Here is a 22,304-nt window from a genome sequence, read left to right on the forward strand (position 1 = left end):
ACCGCATTTCTCTTAGAACCAGAAGTTTTGAACACCCTTCCTTTCACTCTTATTCAAGCTATATTTCATTAATTTTAATATTAAAGCTTCTTACCAACAAATTGAATATCTTGTCTTAGAACAACGATATTACCCTCTTCATCTTCAGTATATATTGGTTTTTCAATTCGTTTAACTGGCATATACCCTTCTTCACGCATACGTGATAGACATTCTGAGATGGTTTCATTGTCATTTACTTTGAATTTCATCATGTTCCACAACACTTTCAATTTCTTCAACTTCATATGCTTTAACTTTTCGAGTACGAACACCTTTCGTCCAGAAGCCACCATGAATCGCTCTAGGTTCATACGCTATGATGAATGCTTTCGCATCTAAATTGCGCACTGTTTCCATTAATTTACGTTCATAACGTCTTGGCGTTAATATTTGCATTACCATTCGACTACCATCACGACCGTGTGCTGCGTAGTGTGTAACACCATAACCTAAATTTCTCAATTCATTTGGTAAATCAATCTCATACTCCGATGATGTCACGTTTACTACTGTATAACCCAAAGCGAGTTTTTCTTCGATTTTCATTCCAACTAAAATCCCTATAGAGAAACCAAACGCATAAGCAAAAATATTTTGAATTTGGTCTAAACTAGACATCACCATACCAAGACCAACTACATATACTAATACTTCAAGGAAGCTGACTGCCGCCGCCATATAACGATACCCTTTTAACGTTAATATCGTACGCATAGTTAAAAATGTGACGTAGAAAACGTTGATAACGAATATCGCTAATACCATTGACCATGGATTTGAAGTTATCACTGACATACTAATCCCCTTTTCTTACATGGATATCTAAAATCGAAATAATTTTATCAGTGAATGTTTATTTTGTCACTAGTAAATGTTTTTTAATTTTTTGGCCAAGTGTAACGTGTATATGCTAATTCACGTTTATGGGCATTTTTGATATAGTGCTTTTCAATCGTATCACGTGCTTCGCTTGACACGTCCTTGCCTTCTAAATAATCATCTATTTCATCATACGTAACACCCAATGCTTCTTCATCAGGTAGTTGAGGTTTATCATCCTCTAAGTCTGCTGTAGGGATTTTTTCGTATAAATGTTTTGGTGCATCTAAATATTTCAATAATTGTCTTCCCTGTCTTTTATTCAGACCGAAGATTGGCGCAATATCGGCAGCACCATCACCATACTTCGTATAGAATCCGGTAATATTTTCAGCTGAATGATCAGTTCCTATGACGATGCCACTTCGATTAGATGCAATTGAAAATTGAACTTTCATACGTTCACGGGCTTTTTCATTACCACGTTGAAAATCTGTTAATGTAATGCCGGCTTCGCTTAACGATTGAACACTTTGATCAACAGCTGGTTTAATGTTAACGGTTATAATTTCATCAGGATGAATAAAATCTAGCGCGTCTTCGACCTCTTCAGCATCTTTTTGAACACCATAAGGTAATTTCACAGCGATAAATTGACACGCTCGCCCTTCTTTCCGTAATTCCTCAACCGCTATCTGTGCCAATTTACCAGTCAACGTTGAATCTTGACCACCGGAAATGCCTAATACTAAAGATTTAATAAATGAATGTGATTGTACATAATTTTTTATGAATTGTATAATGTCACGCGTCTCTTGTTCACTATCAATCGTTGGTTTCACTTTCATTTCTTTGACTACGATATCTTGTAAATTAGTCATTGTCCTCCTCCATTTCTTTCACGTGTTCTGCAACTTCAAATATACGTTTATGTTTGTTATCCCAACAAGCAGTACTTAAATCAACCGGATATTCTTGAGGATTTAAATAGCGTTTATTTTCATCCCACAATTTAGATAGCGCATGCTTAGAATAGTCTTGTGCTTCTTTTTCACTCGGTAATTGATAAACCAATTTACCATTTTCAAAAATGGAGTGATGTAAATCAATCGCCTCAAAGTGTTTAATATGTTTCATTTTGTATGTGTGAACTGGATGGAACATTTTTAAAGGCTTCTCTGTATTAGGATTTTCATGTTCTAACGTAATATAGTCGCCTTCAGCTTTACCTGTTTTTGTATTAATGATGCGATATACCTTTTTCTTACCTGGTGTAGTTACTTTCTCAGCATTGTTAGAAAGTTTGATTCGATCAATATATTGACCGTTATCATCTTCAACTGCTACAAGCTTATACACTGCACCTAAAGCGGGTTGATCATAACCGGTAATCAATTTAGTGCCTACACCCCATGAATCAACTTTAGCGCCTTGAGATTTTAAACTCATAATTGTTTGTTCATCTAAGTCATTAGATGCAATAATTTTAGCATCTTTGAATCCCGCTTCATCTAACATTCTACGCGCTTCTTTAGATAAATAAGCAATATCACCAGAATCTAAACGTATCCCAATGAAATTGATTTTATCCCCTAATTCCTTAGCCACTTTAATCGCTGTAGGTACACCAGATTTCAGTGTATGGAACGTATCTACTAAGAAAACGCAATTTTTATGACGTTCTGCATAGATTTTAAACGCCTTATACTCATCACCATATGTCTGAACGAGTGCATGTGCATGCGTACCAGAAACAGGTATACCAAATAATTTACCTGATCGCACATTACTCGTAGAATCAAAACCGCCAATATAGGCAGCACGTGCCCCCCATAGTGCTGCATCCAATTCTTGTGCACGTCGTGTTCCAAATTCCATTAAAGTATCATCAGGTGCAACTTGACGGATTCGACTTGCTTTAGTTGAAATTAACGTATGGAAGTTAATTATGTTTAATAATACTGTTTCTATAAGTTGTGCTTGAATTAATGGTGCTTCTACTCGAAGTAATGGCTCATTACCGAAGCACAATTCACCTTCTTGCATTGAACGTATATTACCAGTGAACTTTAAGTTCTTTAGATAGTTCAAGAAATCATCTTTATAACCAATCGACTGTAAATACGCAATATCAGAATCACTAAAATGAAAATGTTCTATAAATTGAATTACTCTTTTTAATCCATTAAATACTGCATAGCCACTCTCAAAAGGCATATTTCTAAAATACAAGTCAAATACTGCATTTCGTTCGTGAATACCATCATTCCAATAGCTTTCTGCCATATTAATTTGATACAAGTCATTATGTAACATTAAACTGTCATCTTCGTATCGATACACCACAATCTCTCCTAACGATGTTTTAGTACATTTTATCATAATTCATTAGAAGTGCGTATTCACATCTTATTGATACTTTTAAAATAAAAAATATATCAATTAGACAAATTCGTGACAATATATGTAATTGAATGAGTTAATTGATTGTCTAGATTATAATATGAACCGAGGTGGTCTTATGTTATTAGAAGAAGCGAGACGTTTTATCGAAACGATGTATCACGAACTTAATTACAATGCATCGCAACGGGATAATAGATTAAAAGAAATAGAAGAAGAGATTCAATATACAGGTACATATACACATACGTTTGACGAATTAGCGTATGGTGCAAAACTTGCTTGGCGTAATTCTAATCGGTGTATTGGGCGCTTATTTTGGGATTCTCTCCATGTAGAAGATGCAAGAAACGTTGACAATGAGCATGATTTTATTAATGCTATCAACCATCATCTAAAATATGCAACGAATGATGGTAAAATCAAACCATATATAACGATTTTTTCACCTGATCAAGCACCACGTATATTTAATAATCAACTTATTAGGTATGCAGGCTATGAACATTGTGGTGATCCATCTGAACGAGAAGTAACACAATTGGCCGAACATTTAGGATGGAAAGGAGCAGGCACAGACTTTGATGTACTACCACTCATTTACCAGTTACCTAATGATTCAATTAAACTATATGAGTTACCCCATGAATTAGTAAAAGAAGTTAATATAGAACATGATCAGTACCCAAAATTGAAACAACTAAATTTAAAATGGTACGGTGTTCCTATCATTTCGAATATGGATTTAAAAATTGGTGGTATCACGTATCCAACTGCTCCATTTAATGGGTGGTATATGGTAACTGAAATTGCAGTGCGCAATTTCACAGACCCTTACCGTTATAATTTACTTGAAAGTGTTGCAGAAGCGTTTGAATTTGGTACACTTAAGAATAATTCTTTTAATAAAGATCGAACGCTAGTTGAATTAAATTATGCAGTGTATCATTCATTCAAATCTCAAGGTGTCTCAATTGTAGATCATCTAACTGCATCTAAACAATTTCAATTATTTGAAGAAAAAGAACACGCACATCATCGTGATGTTACAGGAAAATGGTCATGGTTAGCACCACCACTTTCACCAACCCTAACTTCAAACTATCATCATGGTTATAATAATGAAATCAAGGATCCTAATTTTCACTATAAGACATCACAGTCAATGAAGTGTCCGTTCCACTAGTGTTCAATCATTCGAGGTGATGAACAAAGATGCGTTTATATTATTTAGGCCCTAAAGGGACTTTTTCATACTTAGCAGCTAAAACTTATTTATCAGAGGAAGAGGTTACATATTCTCCTAAATCCAATCTCTATGAGGTAATTAAAGCAGTTAACAGTCATAGCAATGCTGTGGGTATCGTCCCTATTGAAAATTCAATTGAAGGAACAATTAATATTGTTGCAGATGCGCTTGCTCAAGAAGACATTTATGCTCATGGTGAAATTCATTTAGATATAAATTTTGGCCTATACGCGCTTAAAGGTACTTCACTGGAGGACATTGAAAAGGTATATTCTATCGCACCTGCAATTAGTCAGACCAGCCAATATATACACCGACATCATTTCTTATATGATTATGTCGACAGTACAATACAAAGTTTGGAGAAAATTGATACACATGTTGCTGCTATTGCGCCACTAGGTAGTGGCGAAGCATATGGTTTCGAACCAATTGATGCACACATTCAAGACTATCCGCACAATGTTACGCGTTTTTTAGTTGTTAAAAGTGATGAACACTATAGTGAAACAGCTTCTAGCACGTTGTTATTAATCACACCGAAACATGATAAAGCTGGCCTATTAGCTAGTATACTTAATACTTTTGCATTATTTGATATTAATTTATCATGGATAGAATCTAGACCGCTTAAGACGCAACTAGGAATGTATCGTTTCTTTGTTCAAACCGATATAGGTAAAAGTGAAGCACTTGATAAAGTTATTTCAATTTTAGAAACATTGGACTTCAGTGTTAAAATTATAGGCGCATTCAATCGCCAATAGAAATTAGGAGTTGGCCTGGGACATAAATAATATGATGATGCTATTTTGCAAATTCGCAGTAGCTGACTGAACTGAAAATGCGCTTAAATCAAGCTTTTTTCAGTTCTAGTCATCCTTGCGGGCGGGGCCCCAACAAAGAGAATTTCACTAAGAAATTCTAAAAGCAAAGCAAGTTGGGAGTCGGGGCCCCAACACAAAAAATCACGAAAGTGATTTTACAAGCAAAGCAAGTTGGGAGTGGGACGACGAATTTAAAAGAATTCTGTCCCACTCCCACTCCCATTTTGTCCTACTTGCAAACTGTTTTATTCTATATTTATTTTCCTAATTGTGACGTCCTCATACTGATTTAAAGTCAGGTCAGCTATATCCTCTAAATGTATCGTTTGTGATGCATCATCAAACGTATTCCCTGCAATAAATACTTGCTGATGTTTTACATCATTATAACTTCTAATATGAATGGCATCTTTTTTCATTTCCCCACTAAAATGATTACTAATTACACTGAAGTTTTCACCTGCTTGAGTTGGCATAACCAAGCCTGTGTTAGGGTCAGCAGCATTCTTTCCATCTTTCACACCTAAAAATCGAATACCACCTTTACAATTTTTGAATTCATTGCGTGATATAATCATGTTTTTAGCTTTAAGAGGTGTTAATGCATAATCTTCCATTCCATCAAAACAATTATCTTTAATATGCACATTGTCATAGAATTTATTATATCTACTTGCGTGCGAGCCAATCGCTCTATTCCATGGGCGCATGTGTTGGTCTTCAGAATCACCGAAATAACAATTCTCGATAACAACGTTTTTAGTAATGGTTCCATCTGTCGTGCCAAATTTAGGGAATGCACCTGGGACTTGTATATCCAATTGAATCGCTTCTGAAAATGAGCGGTCGCCATCAAAATCATTAAATCCCTTAAAATGACAGTTCTTGATATATAAGCCATTAATACCACAGGCATCTAAAGCATGTCCACCTACGACATTTAATACCGTAACACCAATCAGTTGGATGTCTTCCGCATGTCCAATTGACATTGCAGTATTATTATATGGTAATTGACCACCATTCATATCAAATGTTCCACCTTTAATATAAATCTGACTATTTCCTTGATATCCTTTATAAAAGCCAAAGCGATGTCCGTTTTTTAAAAGGGCATCCTTACCACATCTTAGCAATGTGGTATCATCTTCAAGTAATAGTGTCGTTGCACCGTAAATAATGAGTGCTTTCGAAATATGATACGTACCACTCGGTATAAACACAGTGTGTTCACCATATCTTGCTTTATTCAATGCGCGCTGTATTGCTTTCGTGTCTTTACGTTTATTATGTCCTTTTAGTCCATAATCTTGAGCATTAATTAACATATCGTATCCCCTATCTCAACTTTCCAATCTTTAAATCTATAGGCTATGTACCATTTTAGAATGGGATTAGCTATAATATATGTAATGATTAATGAGGTAATCATTTAATCGTTTCTATATAATTATACAATTTTTAAATACCTCAAACATTAATTCGAGAGGATGATAGCTCATGACTAAAAAAGCACTTATCGTTGTAGATTATTCTTATGATTTTATTGCAGATGATGGCCGCTTAACATGTGGTAAACCCGGCCAAGATATTGAAACGTTTATCCTAAACCGTCTTGAAACGTATCAGACACATGACCAAGATATTTTCTTTATGATGGATTTGCACTATGAAAATGATCCTTTCCACCCTGAGACGCAGTTATTCCCTCCTCATAATATTGAGGGCACATCAGGGCGCGAACTGTATGGTAAGGTTAAATCGTTTTATGATAACTTTAAAGAATGCGAGAATGTTCATTATCTAGATAAACGTCGCTATGATTCTTTCTACGGTACGCCTTTAGATAGCCTATTACGTGAAAGAAATATCACAGATATTGAAATTGTAGGTGTATGTACAGATATTTGCATTCTCCATACTGCTGTATCAGCATATAATTTAGGATATCACATCACTATTCCTAAAGATGGTGTTGCTTCTTTCAATGAAAATGGTCATGTGTGGGCTTTAGGACATTTTGTAAACTCATTAGGCGCAGAGGTAGATGTTCCTAAATAAAACATGATAAAATAAGATGAAAAATCAAATGATAAGGGTGGATAATAACAATGGCAAAAACTTATATTTTTGGACATCAAAATCCAGATACAGATGCAATCGCATCAGCTATAATCATGGCTGATTTTGAACAATTAACTGGTAACTCTGAAGCGACGCCATATCGCTTAGGAGATATTAATCCTGAAACTCAATATGCTTTAGATCACTTTGAAGTTAAAGCACCAGAATTATTAAGTGATAACCTAGATGGTCAAGAGGTTATCTTAGTCGATCATAACGAATTCCAACAAAGTGCTGAAACAATTTCTGATGCTGAGATCAAACACGTTGTAGACCATCACAGAATCGCAAACTTTGAAACTGCTTCACCACTTTGGTATCGAGCAGAACCAGTTGGTTGTACAGCTACAATTCTTTATAAAATGTATAAAGAACGTGGATTTGAAATTAAACCACACATTGCTGGATTAATGATTTCAGCAATCATTTCTGATAGCTTATTATTTAAATCACCTACTTGTACAGATGAAGATGTAAATGCTGCTAAAGATTTAAAAGACATTGCAAATGTTGATTTAGATGAATATGGCTTAGATATGTTAAAAGCTGGTGCATCTACAACGGATAAATCTGCTGAAGAATTATTAGATATGGACGCTAAATCATTCAACATGGGTGACTATGTTACACGTATTGCACAAGTTAACACGGTTGACATTGACGAAGTCTTAGATCGCAAAGAAGATCTTGAAAAAGCAATGTTAGAAACAAGTGCAAATGAAAAATACGACTTATTTGTATTAGTTGTAACTGATATTATTAATAGTGACTCTAAAATTTTAGTCGTAGGTGCTGAAAAAGACAAAGTTGGCGAAGCATTTAAAGTTCAACTAGACGATGGCATGGCATTCTTATCAGGCGTTGTCTCTCGTAAAAAACAAGTGGTACCTCAAATTACAGAAGCTTTAACTAAATAAAACATTTAGGTTTTTAATTAACCGCCTATATATGTAAGGCTATGACATTAATCATTAAACAATACTACTTTGCAAATGCGCAGTAGCTAACAGAACCGAGAGGGCGTAAGCTTTTCTCGGTTTTAGTTATCTTTGCGGGCTAGACCCCAACAAAGCGCATTTCATCAAGAAATTCAACAAGCAAAGCAAGCTAGGAGCGGGCGACGAATTTAAAACAATTCAGTCCCGCTTCATTTTTATTGAAATAAATTTAGGGTATAGATATGATGAATGACATCATACATTTTAATAAAGTTTTTTAATTTAAAAAGGATTCATTAGGAGGTATTATATATTGCCGACCATCGAGCAACAATTCGAAGAGAGTAAAGCTTTTTTTAAAACACATAAAACAAAAGATTTAAAATTTCGAAAGCATCAGTTAAAACTGTTAAGTAAAAGCATTAAAAATCATGAAAACGATTTACTTGATGCGCTTAAAACAGATTTAGGAAAAAGTCCTGTTGAAGCCTATGCTACAGAAATTGGATTCACTTTAAAAAGTATTAAAACAGCACGTAAAGAATTGAAAAATTGGGCTAAAACAAAACAAGTTGACACCCCTCTATTTATGTTTCCTGCAAAAAGTTATATTAAGCAGGAACCTTATGGCACAGTATTAATCATTGGTCCATTTAACTATCCAGTTCAATTGGTATTTGAACCCTTAATTGGCGCTATCGCAGCTGGAAATACAGCGCTTGTTAAGCCATCTGAATTAACACCTCATGTTGCCACAGTCATTCGTCAAATTATTGAGGACGTATTTACACCAGATTATATAGCTGTTGTTGAAGGAGGTATTTCTGAGACACAAACATTAATTCAACTACCTTTCGACTATATCTTCTTTACAGGTAGTGACAAAGTTGGTCAAATTGTATATGAAGCTGCTAGTAAAAATTTAGTTCCTGTTACGCTTGAATTAGGTGGAAAGTCTCCTGTTATTGTAGATGACACAGCTAATATCAAAGTTGCAAGTGATCGTATTAGTTTTGGTAAATTTACAAATGCTGGTCAAACATGCGTAGCACCAGACTATATATTAGTAAATAAGAAAGTTAAAAACGAATTGATTGAGGCGCTTAAACAAAGTATTCAAGAATTTTATGGTCACACGATTGAGGAAAGCCCTGACTTCGGTCGCATCGTCAATGATAAACATTTTAATCGCTTAAATGAATTACTTAACGTACATCAACAACATATTATTTTCGGTGGCCACACAAATGCATCAACGCGCTATATAGAACCAACTTTATTAGATGGCATCACACCTAACTCTAAAATTATGCAGGAAGAAATTTTTGGTCCACTTTTACCTATCATTACTTACGATGATTTCAATGAAGCAATCGATATTGTGCAAAGTAAAGCTAAACCATTGAGTCTATATTTATTTAGTGAGGATGAGAATAGCACACACCGTGTGTTAAATGAATTATCATTCGGCGGTGGCGCAATCAATGATACATTAATGCATTTAGCAAATCCTAAACTACCATTTGGTGGTGTTGGAATGTCTGGTATCGGTCAATATCACGGTAAATATACTTTTGAAACTTTTAGCCACAGTAAGTCATATATCTTTAAATCTACACGATTAGATTCAAGCGTAATGTATCCACCCTATAAAGGTAAATTTAAATATATTAGAACCTTTTTTAAAAATTTATAAATTCATTCGAAAAAAGAGAGTGGGGCAGAATTCTTTTAAATTCGTCGTCCCACCCCCGCAAGGATGACTAGAACTGAGAAAAGCTTGATTTAAGTGCCTTCTCAGTTCAGTCAGCTACTGCGAATTTGCAAAATAGCATTATTATATTATTTATGTCCCAGCCTGGCTATTTATATAGTTTATTAAATAAAGCTAACATGTACACCCTCAGGTGCATTGTATTGATTATCTGTTGGCGTTAATTTACCTGTATGTGTATCTCTTTTGAATACGGTAATGTCGTAATTTCCTTCTTGATGGGCACATACTAAGTAGTTATCTGTTTCAGTTATATTAAAATCTCTAGGAAATTGGTCTCCACTTTTAACAATTTCTACTGGGTTTAGTCCAGCACCATCATCTGTAATCGTGAAGACAGCAATACTATCATGACCGCGATTACTAATATATAGCGATTGTTGATCATGAGATAATCGGACAGCAGCTAGTTTAGTATCTTCATTGAAATCTTCTGGAATCGTTAAATGACGTTCTATTTCTTTAAATTCGCCATCCTCATACTTAGCAACACTTACATAATTAGATAATTCATGAACAATGTATGCATATTCGCCATTATTATGAAAAGCAATGTGTCTAGGACCATCTTGATCTTTAAATTGAGACACTTTATACTCTTTTAAGCCTTCACTACTATATTCATACGTGACAACACGATCAGTACCTAAATCCGTAGCTACAACGTATTTACCGTCAGGTGTTTCATTTAAATAATGGACATGTGAATGCTCTTGGCGTTCGTGACTACCAAGTGGATAGTCGTGGTGCAATTCTTGAATTAACTTCACAATTTCACCTGTCTCTTTATTTAATTGATATATTCTAGCGATACCAGCGCCGTACACCGCTTCAAACAAGAAATTATGATCTGTGGATACTGAAATATAACAGCCTGTACCCGCTTCAGAAGCTAAGCATTTATTGATTAATGTTAGTGCACCTGAATGGTCTTTTTTAAATGCTGCTACTCCGCAATGTGTCCCCTCTTTCGTGATGGCATATAAATAATCGTCGGTTTGCGCAAGGTAGGTTGATGCTTCAATTTCATAACCCGTAGTAACAGCACTAATGTGACCATTATCTTCATTTAATTCGAATAAATAAATCCCTTTACCCTCTTTTTTCGTATATGAACCGATATAACCCTTAGTTGTCATCAGTATACCTCCTAAGTTTTAGTTATCTTTATTTTATTAAAAGAAGGGGCACTATGACAATTATTCTTAATCGCTCTAAATAATTAATTAAAAAGAAAAACCAGTAACCTCAAAATTGAAGTTACTGGTACTATTACGCAAATTACGCGTTATTACTTTCAATATCTGAAACGATTTCTTTCGTTTTTCTTTCGATATCTTCAAAGTCTTTTTTGAAGATGTAAGCAAATGCTACAACACCAACACCAACGACTACTGATGTAATAACTACTAAGCTTAATAAGAATTTGAATAAACCTTTAATTAAATCCCACATGTATGTTTCACCTCTAAATAGAAATAAGTATGTTTACAATATTATATATTATCATACTTACTGTTATCATTAAATAGATACCTTTTTTCGTCTTATAATAATCACTAAAAATTGAATTTCAAAAACTTCATAAGTTTTCAATTGTACATTAGTTTAATACATCCACCAAGCTTTTACTTTGTTATATACTTTTAAATAAGCGTCCTGAAACATAGTACCCCTCCTTGTTTTTTAAAATTTTCTTGCTATTATGTTTAGTATAGTAATAATTATATTAGTTTTCAATTAATGCTATTTTACAATATTTTGAATTTTCAGGAGGCCTTCTCATGCAACAAGTGAAATCAGATATCATGACGTTTCGAGGGTCACATTTTGATTTAGGTGTTAAAACAGCGCAATGGCTTAAACAAACGCCTTTACTAGAAAATCGTGAACGTGAATGGAAAAAACGTATGCCTCGTTTTGATATAGATGTTAATGAAACTTATTCAGTTTTTCAAACATATGCACCCCAAATTTGGGAAGAAATTATGGGAATGCAAGAAATACTGAATCTACCTACAAAACAAATGATATTAAATTTTGCACATTATCGTTTCACAGATTTAAAAGAAAGTGGCTGTACTGTATTCCAAGGCCCAGATTATATGATTCGTAATTATGATTATCATCCTGCCACATATGATGGAAGATACTTATTATTCCAACCCAATGACGGTGGTCTAGCGCAAATTGGACCTACGTCTAGAGTGACAGGTCGTATGGATGGCATGAATGAAGCTGGTTTGACGATGGGATATAACTTTATGCATCGTAAACATCCTGCTAATGGCTTTGTATGTTATATGATTGGACGCCTTGTTTTAGAATATTGCAGAGATGTAGATGAAGCTGTTAAATTCTTAAACGAACTTCCACATAGAAGCTCATTTAGTTATATTTTAATGGATAAAAAGCTTAATCACGCCATCGTTGAAGTGACACCACGTTCATTTGATGTTAGATATGATAAAGTATGTACAAATCATTTCGAAATCTTAACACATGAGAATCGAAATTACACGAAAGAATCACGTGAACGGTTAGAACGGACGATTTCTCAAACTTCACAATCCCTAGATAAACATACAGCCTTTAAATTATTTAATGATCCGAAGTTTGAAATTTATAGCAAATTATTTAGAAGTTGGTCAGGTACAATACATACGTCAATGTATGAACCACAAAACTTAACCGCTTGGATGACGTTAGGTGAAAATCAAGCTCCGACTTCAATTAATTTTCAATCATGGCTTGATGGACATGAACTAGACATTCAGCAATTTAAAGGTCAAATTGATACCGATTTAACTTTTGCTAATTATTAAAAAAGAGGCTGGGAGATAAATAATATAACTAAGCTATTTTGCAAATTCGCAGTAGCTGACTGAACTGAGAAGGCACTTAAATCAAGCTTTTCTCAGTTCTAGTCATCCTTGTGGGGGTGGGCGGGACCCCAACACAAAAAATCACGAAAGTGATTTAACAAGCTAAGCATGTTGGGAGTCGGGGCCCCAACACAAAAAATCACGAAAGTGATTTTACAAGCTAAGCAGGTTGGGGATACGACGAATTTAAAAGAATTCTGTCCCACTCCCGACATGACAAATGATTGCCTCTTGTTATGTAGGCAATCATTTTATTTTAATATCTTTTTTAACAGTGTAAAACTCAACCACATTATCACTATTTCCTACCTTACCGTTGTTAAATGCTTTATTCTCAACTTTAGCTTCACCAGTACCTGGATGTAATTTTAATAACGTATTTTTCGGTTTATCTTTATAGTCCAGATAAATAGAATCATGTTTACTTGAACCTCTAACATCCGTTTCACTATACATATCTGTGAAATTTAAATGACCTTCTTCAGTCACAAACAGGGCGTTTTGAAGTATTGTCTTGTTTACTTTAATGGCACCTAATTGCGTCTTAAATTTACTGTTGTGGATTTCACTATTTTTAATGTTTACACTACCAGAATCGCTCTTAAAAATAAGGTTATTTAATTTAGAGTTGTTAACTTTTAAATGTTTAGTACCTTGGTAAATCAAACCATTCTTAATATTAATCCCATCTAAAATTATATTTTCAAAATTTGAATGTATATCTAAATTGTTTATATTTTTATTAGGAATTGTAATTTCGATTTTAGATTTGCTCTGATTAAAAGGGTTAATATTGATACTATAACCTCTTTTGTTTGATCTATGCTCTTTTACATTTAAGGTATCATTTGTGTGATATACCTTAACATCATTATCACCATAATATTTAACACCACAATGGTTACCTTGTTTAATTGTGACTTCTGAATTGTAACTCTCAACATTTAAATTAGTCATTTTCATATGATTGTAAGCTTTATCATATTTGAGTTTTTTAAATTCATCTTTGTCGTGTACAAACCAGACTAAAGTTGCAGCCAAGAAAAAACCTATAAATATTACTATGCCAGCTATCATTGCCTTTTTCATTGTTTAATTCTTCCTTTAACTGTTTGGATATACCAAGTTAAATATTTTAATACAAGTCGATATATATTTTGCGTGATTTTCATTGTGAGTACAAATAAAACGATACCAATCCCTGCATATGAAATGCTAAATAAGAAATTGCTAAACGAATCAACAATCCCCTTGACGATACTCATTGAAATAATGATTAATGGAAGACAAATTAAAAAGACTGAAAATAAAAACACACCAAATAATATCACTAAAAATATCACTATAGGAATAATAATAAAGAAAAATGAAAGTACACCGAGACTCAATGACGCCATTATTGCTCTAACAATATTTTGAAGGTTAGGGGTAACTTTAGCATAAGAAATTGCTTCTTTCGCTTTGACTTCCTTACCAATATCATGTGGTTCACGCAAGTCTGATATGATGTCTTTTTCTGATTTCCCTTTTGTTTCTTGTTCATAGAAATGATTTTCATAATCATCCATAAGTTTGTCTTTTTCTTCTCTTGGCAATTGATCTAGTTCTAATTCAAGTTCATTTAAAAAGGTAATCTTATCCATTTTTTCACATACTTTCTTAATTGAATTATCTCTATTTCATTGAAAAAGTAGCTTGCTTAAAATTGAATTATACGCGGATCACTGTTAACGACTAAAAAATTCAATTCGTTTAACCACATTATCTTTATACAAAATGGATAGTTTCATATGATGATCTTTATCAACATAGATTAATGCATCATACCCCCTACCAACTTTGTCCTTACGATAGTTCTCACCCAAGTAGTTAATGGCATGATCAACGTTGTCTCCAATTTTAATGCCAAAATTAGTTGTCACGTCCTGATCATTAATGAGCACTATTCCTTTTACCTTCTGGTGTTTATTTTTGACTTTCACCGTTAGATTTTTATGATTTTTATCATTGTAAAATTTATATCTGTCCAACTTAATATTACGATTAATCTCGTAATTATCATCATTAAATTGTTGATTCATTTGAATACCATTAATTTTCACTTCTGTAAGATCAATAGTTTTTTCATTTTTATAGATTGTAAGACAAGTAACGACTATCAAAGCTATGATTGTAAAGATAATAAAAATTACCCATCTATTTTGTATACGCAAATGTACCACCACTTCTATTCTTAATAACTTAAATATATCATAACCGCTAACTAAGAAACATCTATCCACGAAGAATCGTTTCTTACACAATTGTAACGTTAATTTATCATTATAAGAAACACAGTCATACTAATATATTTTGAGTTTTATAATTATCCATTTTCAGTGAAAATTGTTATAATAATATAAATTTAATGGGGAGGTATTTCTTATGGCTAATTTAGAAACGTATTTTAAAAAGAGTCAACCACTAGATGACTATATCGAAAACATGACTGTAAATAAAGACAACGTATTATCGATTTACAATGCATTCACGCCACCTTCAACTGACGACAGAATCGGTCAACTTAAAGACCGTCCCTATTCGAAAGTGTTAGTTATAAGTGAAGATTGGTGTGGCGACGCTATGATGAACTTGCCTATACTAAAGCATATTAGTGAGTCTCTTCAGCTAGAAGTTCGTGTATTCCATAGAGATGAAGATACAGATCTAATTGACCAGTATTTAACAAATGGTACTGCACGTTCGATTCCAATCTTTATCTTTATGAATGATCAATTTGAACAAGTTAGTGTTTGGGGACCAAGAGCGCGTGAAGCTCAAGACTATGTTACGCAACTAAGAGCTGAGAAATTACCTAATAAAGAAGCGCCTGATTATAATGACAAGGAGAAAGAGGTTCACCACGAAATCGCTACTAAATATAAATCAGATTCTGAATTATGGAATCAAGTTTATGATTCCATTATCAGTAAATTAATGCTATAAACGCAAATAAAAACAAATTGGGTAGTGAAGCAGATATTATTTTATTTCTGCTCCACTACCCTCTTTATTTAGGAACAACTTCCTATGCTTGTCTTATATATCTCTTTTAGCTGCATAAGCAATATTCGCAATGAATAAAACAACAATTGATGCTAATGAGATAAACCATTGCCAATTTGAAAATTTAATGCTATCCGTTTGAGATTTCTCAGTTAAATAACTGAAAGGAATATATTTTAGTGATTTTTGAATTTTTTCGCCCCAATCAGGAATCAAACCAATAAAAGGTTGAATAAACGGTACGATAAATACTAAGAAGATGCCTAACGTGAAAATAACTGCTGGTTTTTGAACTATTAATGTAACTAAGAATAATAGTAAACCAAAGAATAGTAAGAAGATAAGATAGAACCATATGTTCGTTAAGAACTTATCTCCGTCTAAATTTTTTCCATCAGTAAATGCTTGCACTAACATTAAAGTAATATATGTGATAAGTGCAAAAATAAAAGAAATTAACACAATTGAAATTGTTTTAGCAATGATATAACCAATTCTATTCTTCACTTTGTTCATATAAAGTTGAATCGTACCTTGAGAATAATCACGAGTAATCGTCTTAATCACTACTAGCAAGCCAAAGAATAAGAACATCCAATTTGCCATAGATAAAATTGACGAATAATTTACTTGATCATTATTTCGTGCCATTAAGAATGTTATTAATCCTAAAACTAACCAGATTAATAGTAATGCAATGTAAGTTAGATAACTTTTACAAAAACTCAATATATCATATTTAACTAATTGTAAACTTCTCATTTATTTGTCACCTCTTTGATTAATATTAAAGTACGTATCACGAAGCGAGCTTTTTCTTGTTTCAATATACTTAGGATATAGATCTTTTTGTGCTAAAGATTTGAGTAATTGTTTATAATCTTTTTGCGCCTTAATCATGATTTCTCCACTATCTTTATGAGATTGAAGTACGTTGAAATGTGCTGTTAAATAGTCAAGCGCTGTGTTAAATTCTTCAACTTCGAATTTAAGTGATGTATGATCTTGAGCGCTACCGTCTTTCATATTAACGTCTTGTACAAAGTTACCGTCACGTAAGAAGACAGCTCTATCACAAATCAATTCTATATCTTCTAATTTATGGCTTGAAATTAATATTTTCATTCCTAAATCATTCACTAATGATTGAATCGTTTCTAAGACATCAATCGAACCATCTGGATCCATACCATTGGTTGGTTCATCTAGTATTAAATATTTCGGTTTATTCATTAATGAAACAGCAATCGCTAGTTTTTGTTTCATACCCATTGAATATTTTTTTACCTTTTTCTTAATGTATGGTCTCATACCAAATGCGTCTATAATTTTATCTGTATAATCTTTGTCGAAACCTTTTCCTAGAACCTGAGCAAATAATCTCAAGTTATTTAAACCTGTTTTATTATCATAGAGCTTCGGATGTTCAATAAGATAGCCTACGTTCTCGTTATCGTTTAGTTGAACCTTTCCTTTGAAATTAATAATATTGCCATTCATTACTTTCATTAATGTTGTTTTACCAACACCATTTTTACCAATTAAACCTACAATTTGACTATCTCCAAAATCAAAATTGATATTATCTAAAACATCATTATCTCCATATGTTTTTGTAATGTTTTCTAATTTCATGTAAGCCCTCCTTTATTTTCACGCTGATTGATACGTTTTAATTGAATCAAATAGTTTATAATCATCCAAATAATACTTAAAATCAATGAACCGTAATTGTAATAGACGCCTAACACATTATAGGTATAATAGTGTTGGAACACGAGTACATTAATAACTGCGAATACCGTTGTTATTGCGAATGGTATAGCCAACATCATAATCATAATATATGGTGCATAAGCTATGCCTTCACGCTTTCTTTCAGAGTTCCTACTAAATGCAATTGGAATGCTGAAAAAATTCACGAATATAAAAGCTATTGCAGTTGAATACCTTAAATCTCCAAAATCTATATTGGACGATTGAAAATTATATAATGCGATGATACATCCACCAAATAACGTTAACACAATACATGTAATATAATTTGCGTTGAGCATATCTTTCTTAGAAACAGGTAAGCTTTCGTAAAATAAATACGAACTTTTCCCACCTAACCTTCTATGCAGTCTAAATAAATGTCCAGAATCTAAAATGCTGACAACCATTAATGTGATAGCAATGGGTGCATAGAACAGAAAATAAAGTTCTGTTTTAGAAAGTACCAATGCATATAGCGGATTAAAGAGCAATAACGCAAGATAAATGACTATTGTCACACTTCGACATTTAAAATTTCTAATTAATAATTGCTTCATTTTATCAACCTACTTTGCTGAAATTCTTGTTGATTATCATGTAGATGAGATTTTTCGATATAAATCATCAGTTCTTCTATTGTAGGTTGTTGAATATTAACGTTGTTTCCAAACAATTCTTTAAACACTTGAGCATGTTGCGTAAATCCTTTAAATCCAGTCGATTTCACTTCTTTATAAAGAAATAAACGATTTAATTCTTCGTCTAAATCTTCATTATCACCTTGTACTATTGCGTACTGTTCTTGTAATTCATGGCGGAATCCTTGCATGATAATTTCTCCATTTTTTATGTGTACAAGATAGTCAGCAATTTTTTCTAGGTCTGAAATGATATGCGTAGAAATAAATAATGTCTTATTTTCATCGAGTAGTTCACTTTGTAATATTTCTAACACTTCATTGCGAACGATTGGGTCTAAACCTGCAGTTGGCTCATCCAAAATGAATAATTCTGCATGGTGACTCAAAGCAAGCGCTAGTGACAATTTCATTTTCATACCTGTTGAGAAATGCTTAATTTTACCATTAAAAGGTAGTTTAAATTTCTCTAAGTAATATTTGAACGTTTCTGAATCCCAATCACTATAAAATGGTGATACCATTTTTTCCAGTTTTTTTGGAGTCCATTGTTGATTAAAGTAAATTTCAGAATAAACAAAACCTATTTTATTTTTAATCCATTTCGGTTTATTTGTAATTCGTTCACCGAAAATGAAAATATCACCATTATTAGGTTCTAATATATCCATTATCAACCGAATCATTGTCGTCTTTCCTGCGCCGTTAGCCCCAATGAACCCAGTTACAAATCCTTGAGGAATATTGAATGAAAGATTGCTAATTGAAAATGCTTTATTTTGATACGATACATTTTTTACTTCAATGACATTCATTCTTCTTCCTCCTCATAAATTAAAGTTAATATTTCTTTTAATTCTTTCAGAGGCATATCGATTGTTTTAGCTTCTTTGATCATTAATCGAGCAAGGTTTTCTATTACAAAGAATTGCTTTTCTTTTAATATTGAACTATCTTGTTCTTTAACAAAGGTGCCTTTACCTCGAACAGTTGTAACAAATCCATCTTTTTCTAAATCTTCGTAAGCTCTCTTAGTCGTGATTAGACTCACTTGCAAATCTTTTGCCAGTTCCCGCATCGAAGGTAAGTGGCTACCAGCTTCAACATAGCCTTTTAAAATATTTTCTTTGATTTGTTGCTTGATTTGTTCATAAATGGGTTGTTCACTGGTGTTTTTTAGAATAATTTTCATTGATGTCCCCCTTTAATAACTGTATATACATAATATACACACTATATACACGTTTGTAAAGTCATATACGTAAATATCCCTATAAACAAAGTTATTAAGATAAATTGTATATATATAATAGATACAATAAAAAAGTGGGAGTGGGACAGAATTCTTTTAAATTCGTCATCCACTCCCAGCTTGCTTTGCTTGTAGAATTTCTTAGTGAAATTCTCTTTGTTGGGGCCCCGCCCGCAAGGGTGACTATAACTGAGAAATGCTTTGTTAAAGCGCCTTATCAGTTCAGTCAGCTACTGTGAAATTGCAAAATAGCATGAGTATATTATTTATGTCTGAGATTCTTAAAGTGCTATTTTTTATTTTTCTTTCTATCATTACTACGATTAATAAAAGCACATATCATAAACATGATTGCAGCTAATAATAATTTAACGCCTTGATCTTCATGTCCTGAAGCTTGTAAGTAATAACCAATAACAAATAAGACAATTGCCAAGGTCACGAAAATCTTAGTTAAATGTTTCATCATAATTAACACCTCAATAACCGTATTATAACAAACATCAAGAAATATTACGGTTTCAATAGATATTTAAAATTGAAAATATGCTTCCATATGTTAAAATTTAAGTGTATCCACGAATTACATTACACAGCCCCTAACTTGTAACGGCAAGTTAGGGGCTTTTGTGTATGGTCATCTACTTATCTTTTCACTTAGATTCTAACCAAACACGAAATATGACGAGTATACCACCCGTAATCAGTGTCACCATACCCTCTAATAGCCACGACATTACACTACACCTCCAAATGAAAAGTGTCATATCTTATGATGACCTGTCATCATTTTAACACAAAAAGCGAACGAACGTTCGATTTATAAGAATCTTAACTATCATTTCTATGTAATCATAATAGGAACACTTTATCTTTATGACATTTAAAGATAATATATTATTAAACACTAAAAAAAGTGAGGTTAAATAAATGAACCCATTAGCTCAAAACTTAAATAATCAACTTGTTGATGATTGTCCTGAAATTTTAAGTATGCTTTCAACGCTAGGCCAATCTATGTACTATCCAAAAGGTATATTATCTCAATCGGCTGATGCTAAAAAAACAAAATACAATGCGACTATTGGTATGGCTACAAATAAAGATGGAAAAATGTATGCTGATACGTTATTTGATGTCTATAATCATCTATCACCTGATGACATATTTCCATATGCACCACCACAAGGATTAGAAGCTTTAAGAGATTTATGGCAAGATAAAATGCTCAAAGAAAATCCTGATTTATCAAAAGAAACGATTAGTAGACCAATTGTCACTAATGCGTTGACTCATGGTTTATCTCTAATTGCTGATTTATTTGTAGAAAGTGGCGATACAATCTTAGTACCTACACACAATTGGGGTAACTATAAATTAATATATGAAACACGTCATTCAGCAAATATTGAGACATATTCAATATTTAATCAAGAAGGTCACTATACAACAAATGATTTAGTAACTACTTTAGACAACTACAATAAAGATAAAGTCGTTCTCATTCTGAATTACCCTAACAATCCTACTGGTTATACACTGAACAAAGATGAAGTTGCAACTATAGTATCAACTATTCGTTCACTTGCTGAAAAGGGCACAAAAGTGATAGCTGTTGTTGACGATGCTTACTACGGTTTATTTTATGAAGATGTGTATCGCCAATCTATATTTACTGCGTTAAATCAAATTGAATCAAATAATATATTACCGATTCGTTTAGATGGCGCTACTAAAGAATTCTTTGCTTGGGGACTACGTGTTGGTTTCCTTACATTTGGTCTAAGCAATCATACAGCTAAAGAAGTGTTAGAGGCGAAAGTTAAAGGTTTAATACGAAGTAATATTTCAAGTGGACCAATGCCTTCACAAAGTGCTATTAAATACGTCTTAGAACATCATGACCAATTTGATAAAGAAATCCAACAAAATATTGATACTTTACAACAACGATATGAAGTAACTAAGTCAGTTGTATATGATGATAAATACAAAAATCATTGGCAAGCATATGATTTTAACTCAGGTTATTTCATGGCAGTCAAAGTCAATGGCGTAAATCCTGAAGAACTTCGTACGCATTTAATCAATGAATATTCAATTGGAATCATTGCTTTAAATGACTCTGATATCCGAATTACGTTTAGTTGTATTGAAAAAGATGATATTCCACATGTGTTTGAATCAATCGCAAAAGCAATAGATGATTTAAAGTAAACAATCGAAATAATGAAGTAATATAATTATGATGTTAAGAAAAAGTTCTCATATTCGAATAAGTCAATCATTCTGAACGACAAAATAACTCGAAAGCTGTGATCTTAATGATAACTATTTTTTTAATATTGCTTATTATTAATTTTATTTTTACGTCATATCATTTGTATCTTTACGCATTTACGTCAACCGGACATGTCCCCAAAAATTTATATTTTTTCATAGGATTACTCACCCTATTCATTCTATTTGGAGCATGGTTACTAGATTTATTATAAATTTTTCTATTATCATTCTTAAGTAATGTAAAAAGAGTCCGGGACATAATGTTCT

25 protein-coding genes are annotated in these 22,304 nt (G+C 32.9%); 8 read left to right on the top strand and 17 right to left on the bottom strand.

The annotated features are described in order from the left end of the window. Positions 1-80 precede the first annotated feature (80 nt). From KA828_RS07350 to KA828_RS07365, 4 genes are all read right to left on the bottom strand, one after another. Complete coding sequence (locus KA828_RS07350) at positions 81-251, bottom strand: NETI motif-containing protein (RefSeq protein WP_070855045.1); 171 nt, start codon at positions 249-251, stop codon at positions 81-83. Continuing rightward, positions 232-837: a DUF2179 domain-containing protein gene (locus tag KA828_RS07355; RefSeq protein ID WP_053030392.1), complete on the bottom strand. Its 606-nt coding sequence runs from the start codon at positions 835-837 to the stop codon at positions 232-234. The genes KA828_RS07350 and KA828_RS07355 overlap by 20 nt, the downstream gene beginning before the upstream one ends. Positions 838-920: 83 nt before the next feature. Next, entirely contained in the window at positions 921-1,742 is an 822-nt protein-coding gene (gene nadE / locus KA828_RS07360) for an ammonia-dependent NAD(+) synthetase (RefSeq protein WP_210125938.1), read from the bottom strand. Continuing rightward, complete coding sequence (locus tag KA828_RS07365) at positions 1,735-3,204, bottom strand: nicotinate phosphoribosyltransferase (RefSeq protein ID WP_075108566.1); 1,470 nt, start codon at positions 3,202-3,204, stop codon at positions 1,735-1,737. The genes nadE and KA828_RS07365 overlap by 8 nt, the downstream gene beginning before the upstream one ends. Before the next feature lie 178 nt (positions 3,205-3,382). Between KA828_RS07365 and KA828_RS07370 the strand changes: the two genes are divergently transcribed. Both KA828_RS07370 and KA828_RS07375 read left to right on the top strand, forming a co-directional pair. Next, positions 3,383-4,450 carry a nitric oxide synthase oxygenase gene (locus KA828_RS07370; protein ID WP_210125939.1) on the top strand — a complete coding sequence of 356 codons (1,068 nt, stop codon included), beginning with the start codon at positions 3,383-3,385 and terminating at the stop codon, positions 4,448-4,450. Positions 4,451-4,479: 29 nt separating this feature from the next. After that, positions 4,480-5,280, top strand: coding sequence for a prephenate dehydratase (locus KA828_RS07375; RefSeq protein ID WP_075108564.1), 801 nt, complete (start codon positions 4,480-4,482; stop codon positions 5,278-5,280). A 305-nt stretch (positions 5,281-5,585) separates the two neighbouring features. On the opposite strand, the gene KA828_RS07380 is transcribed toward KA828_RS07375, so the two are convergent. Next, on the bottom strand, positions 5,586-6,668 hold the full coding sequence (locus KA828_RS07380; RefSeq protein ID WP_210125941.1) for a glycosyl hydrolase family 28-related protein: 1,083 nt from the start codon (positions 6,666-6,668) through the stop codon (positions 5,586-5,588). 172 nt (positions 6,669-6,840) lie between these two features. On the opposite strand from KA828_RS07380, the gene KA828_RS07385 reads away from it, so the two are divergent. From KA828_RS07385 to KA828_RS07395, 3 genes are all read left to right on the top strand, one after another. Continuing rightward, the gene (locus KA828_RS07385) at positions 6,841-7,401 is read left to right on the top strand and encodes a cysteine hydrolase family protein (protein ID WP_075109421.1); all 561 of its coding nucleotides are present in this window, start codon (positions 6,841-6,843) and stop codon (positions 7,399-7,401) included. Between the two features lie 50 nt (positions 7,402-7,451). After that, positions 7,452-8,381 (top strand): manganese-dependent inorganic pyrophosphatase, encoded by a 930-nt coding sequence (locus KA828_RS07390; RefSeq protein ID WP_053030398.1) that lies wholly within the window; start codon positions 7,452-7,454, stop codon positions 8,379-8,381. Between the two features lie 334 nt (positions 8,382-8,715). Then, positions 8,716-10,098 carry an aldehyde dehydrogenase gene (locus tag KA828_RS07395; RefSeq protein WP_075109420.1) on the top strand — a complete coding sequence of 461 codons (1,383 nt, stop codon included), beginning with the start codon at positions 8,716-8,718 and terminating at the stop codon, positions 10,096-10,098. Positions 10,099-10,280: 182 nt separating this feature from the next. Here the strand turns inward: KA828_RS07395 and pglS are convergent, their stop codons facing one another. Both pglS and KA828_RS07405 read right to left on the bottom strand, forming a co-directional pair. Further along, a complete protein-coding gene (pglS, locus tag KA828_RS07400; protein ID WP_210125943.1) occupies positions 10,281-11,315 on the bottom strand; it encodes a 6-phosphogluconolactonase in 1,035 nt (344 codons plus the stop codon). A 142-nt stretch (positions 11,316-11,457) separates the two neighbouring features. Beyond that, on the bottom strand, positions 11,458-11,631 hold the full coding sequence (locus KA828_RS07405; RefSeq protein WP_011275337.1) for a hypothetical protein: 174 nt from the start codon (positions 11,629-11,631) through the stop codon (positions 11,458-11,460). A 329-nt stretch (positions 11,632-11,960) separates the two neighbouring features. Between KA828_RS07405 and KA828_RS07410 the strand changes: the two genes are divergently transcribed. Then, positions 11,961-13,001 (top strand): C45 family autoproteolytic acyltransferase/hydrolase, encoded by a 1,041-nt coding sequence (locus KA828_RS07410; RefSeq protein ID WP_193839142.1) that lies wholly within the window; start codon positions 11,961-11,963, stop codon positions 12,999-13,001. A 306-nt stretch (positions 13,002-13,307) separates the two neighbouring features. Here the strand turns inward: KA828_RS07410 and KA828_RS07415 are convergent, their stop codons facing one another. The 3 genes from KA828_RS07415 to KA828_RS07425 form a co-directional block, all read right to left on the bottom strand. Then, the gene (locus tag KA828_RS07415; protein ID WP_210125945.1) at positions 13,308-14,150 is read right to left on the bottom strand and encodes a DUF4097 family beta strand repeat-containing protein; all 843 of its coding nucleotides are present in this window, start codon (positions 14,148-14,150) and stop codon (positions 13,308-13,310) included. After that, on the bottom strand, positions 14,147-14,704 hold the full coding sequence (locus KA828_RS07420) for an HAAS signaling domain-containing protein (RefSeq protein ID WP_053030403.1): 558 nt from the start codon (positions 14,702-14,704) through the stop codon (positions 14,147-14,149). The genes KA828_RS07415 and KA828_RS07420 overlap by 4 nt, the downstream gene beginning before the upstream one ends. A gap of 84 nt (positions 14,705-14,788) precedes the next feature. Further along, entirely contained in the window at positions 14,789-15,274 is a 486-nt protein-coding gene (locus tag KA828_RS07425) for a hypothetical protein (protein ID WP_075109319.1), read from the bottom strand. A 211-nt stretch (positions 15,275-15,485) separates the two neighbouring features. Here KA828_RS07425 and KA828_RS07430 point away from each other — a divergent pair, with 211 nt between their 5' ends. Then, positions 15,486-16,046 (top strand): thioredoxin family protein, encoded by a 561-nt coding sequence (locus KA828_RS07430; RefSeq protein ID WP_053030405.1) that lies wholly within the window; start codon positions 15,486-15,488, stop codon positions 16,044-16,046. A gap of 93 nt (positions 16,047-16,139) precedes the next feature. Here KA828_RS07430 and pmtD read toward each other — a convergent pair whose 3' ends face one another. The 7 genes from pmtD to KA828_RS13165 form a co-directional block, all read right to left on the bottom strand. Continuing rightward, positions 16,140-16,868, bottom strand: a complete 729-nt coding sequence (pmtD, locus tag KA828_RS07435; protein WP_075109318.1) for a phenol-soluble modulin export ABC transporter permease subunit PmtD — start codon at positions 16,866-16,868, stop codon at positions 16,140-16,142. Further along, positions 16,869-17,741 carry a phenol-soluble modulin export ABC transporter ATP-binding protein PmtC gene (gene pmtC, locus KA828_RS07440; protein ID WP_075109317.1) on the bottom strand — a complete coding sequence of 291 codons (873 nt, stop codon included), beginning with the start codon at positions 17,739-17,741 and terminating at the stop codon, positions 16,869-16,871. Further along, positions 17,738-18,421 (bottom strand): phenol-soluble modulin export ABC transporter permease subunit PmtB, encoded by a 684-nt coding sequence (gene pmtB, locus KA828_RS07445; RefSeq protein WP_210125947.1) that lies wholly within the window; start codon positions 18,419-18,421, stop codon positions 17,738-17,740. Before pmtB ends, pmtC begins: the two co-directional genes overlap by 4 nt. After that, positions 18,418-19,317: a phenol-soluble modulin export ABC transporter ATP-binding protein PmtA gene (pmtA, locus tag KA828_RS07450; protein ID WP_210125948.1), complete on the bottom strand. Its 900-nt coding sequence runs from the start codon at positions 19,315-19,317 to the stop codon at positions 18,418-18,420. The genes pmtB and pmtA overlap by 4 nt, the downstream gene beginning before the upstream one ends. Then, entirely contained in the window at positions 19,314-19,694 is a 381-nt protein-coding gene (gene pmtR, locus KA828_RS07455; RefSeq protein ID WP_053030410.1) for a PSM export ABC transporter transcriptional regulator PmtR, read from the bottom strand. Before pmtR ends, pmtA begins: the two co-directional genes overlap by 4 nt. Positions 19,695-20,043: 349 nt before the next feature. Continuing rightward, positions 20,044-20,220 (bottom strand): SE1626 family protein, encoded by a 177-nt coding sequence (locus KA828_RS07460; RefSeq protein WP_107629928.1) that lies wholly within the window; start codon positions 20,218-20,220, stop codon positions 20,044-20,046. A 187-nt stretch (positions 20,221-20,407) separates the two neighbouring features. After that, on the bottom strand, positions 20,408-20,491 hold the full coding sequence (locus KA828_RS13165; RefSeq protein ID WP_245336067.1) for a Trp-rich small protein: 84 nt from the start codon (positions 20,489-20,491) through the stop codon (positions 20,408-20,410). Between the two features lie 193 nt (positions 20,492-20,684). Here KA828_RS13165 and KA828_RS07465 point away from each other — a divergent pair, with 193 nt between their 5' ends. Next, positions 20,685-21,971, top strand: coding sequence for an aminotransferase class I/II-fold pyridoxal phosphate-dependent enzyme (locus tag KA828_RS07465; protein WP_210125949.1), 1,287 nt, complete (start codon positions 20,685-20,687; stop codon positions 21,969-21,971). The last annotated feature ends 333 nt before the right edge of the window (positions 21,972-22,304 follow it).

It is taken from the genome of Staphylococcus sp. GDY8P85P (assembly GCF_017892405.1).
Taxonomy (GTDB): Bacteria; Bacillota; Bacilli; order Staphylococcales; family Staphylococcaceae; genus Staphylococcus; species Staphylococcus borealis.

Bases quoted from the DNA above. Each gene is read 5' to 3' on its own strand.
- KA828_RS07350 (WP_070855045.1), bottom strand. From the start codon at position 251: ATGAAATTCAAAGTAAATGACAATGAAACCATCTCAGAATGTCTATCA.
- KA828_RS07355 (WP_053030392.1), bottom strand. From the start codon at position 837: ATGTCAGTGATAACTTCAAATCCATGGTCAATGGTATTAGCGATATTC.
- nadE (WP_210125938.1), bottom strand. From the start codon at position 1,742: ATGACTAATTTACAAGATATCGTAGTCAAAGAAATGAAAGTGAAACCA.
- KA828_RS07370 (WP_210125939.1), top strand. From the start codon at position 3,383: ATGTTATTAGAAGAAGCGAGACGTTTTATCGAAACGATGTATCACGAA.
- KA828_RS07375 (WP_075108564.1), top strand. From the start codon at position 4,480: ATGCGTTTATATTATTTAGGCCCTAAAGGGACTTTTTCATACTTAGCA.
- KA828_RS07380 (WP_210125941.1), bottom strand. From the start codon at position 6,668: ATGTTAATTAATGCTCAAGATTATGGACTAAAAGGACATAATAAACGT.
- KA828_RS07385 (WP_075109421.1), top strand. From the start codon at position 6,841: ATGACTAAAAAAGCACTTATCGTTGTAGATTATTCTTATGATTTTATT.
- KA828_RS07390 (WP_053030398.1), top strand. From the start codon at position 7,452: ATGGCAAAAACTTATATTTTTGGACATCAAAATCCAGATACAGATGCA.
- pglS (WP_210125943.1), bottom strand. From the start codon at position 11,315: ATGACAACTAAGGGTTATATCGGTTCATATACGAAAAAAGAGGGTAAA.
- KA828_RS07405 (WP_011275337.1), bottom strand. From the start codon at position 11,631: ATGTGGGATTTAATTAAAGGTTTATTCAAATTCTTATTAAGCTTAGTA.
- KA828_RS07410 (WP_193839142.1), top strand. From the start codon at position 11,961: ATGCAACAAGTGAAATCAGATATCATGACGTTTCGAGGGTCACATTTT.
- KA828_RS07415 (WP_210125945.1), bottom strand. From the start codon at position 14,150: ATGAAAAAGGCAATGATAGCTGGCATAGTAATATTTATAGGTTTTTTC.
- KA828_RS07420 (WP_053030403.1), bottom strand. From the start codon at position 14,704: ATGGATAAGATTACCTTTTTAAATGAACTTGAATTAGAACTAGATCAA.
- KA828_RS07430 (WP_053030405.1), top strand. From the start codon at position 15,486: ATGGCTAATTTAGAAACGTATTTTAAAAAGAGTCAACCACTAGATGAC.
- pmtD (WP_075109318.1), bottom strand. From the start codon at position 16,868: ATGAGAAGTTTACAATTAGTTAAATATGATATATTGAGTTTTTGTAAA.
- pmtC (WP_075109317.1), bottom strand. From the start codon at position 17,741: ATGAAATTAGAAAACATTACAAAAACATATGGAGATAATGATGTTTTA.
- pmtB (WP_210125947.1), bottom strand. From the start codon at position 18,421: ATGAAGCAATTATTAATTAGAAATTTTAAATGTCGAAGTGTGACAATA.
- pmtA (WP_210125948.1), bottom strand. From the start codon at position 19,317: ATGAATGTCATTGAAGTAAAAAATGTATCGTATCAAAATAAAGCATTT.
- pmtR (WP_053030410.1), bottom strand. From the start codon at position 19,694: ATGAAAATTATTCTAAAAAACACCAGTGAACAACCCATTTATGAACAA.
- KA828_RS07460 (WP_107629928.1), bottom strand. From the start codon at position 20,220: ATGAAACATTTAACTAAGATTTTCGTGACCTTGGCAATTGTCTTATTT.
- KA828_RS13165 (WP_245336067.1), bottom strand. From the start codon at position 20,491: ATGTCGTGGCTATTAGAGGGTATGGTGACACTGATTACGGGTGGTATA.
- KA828_RS07465 (WP_210125949.1), top strand. From the start codon at position 20,685: ATGAACCCATTAGCTCAAAACTTAAATAATCAACTTGTTGATGATTGT.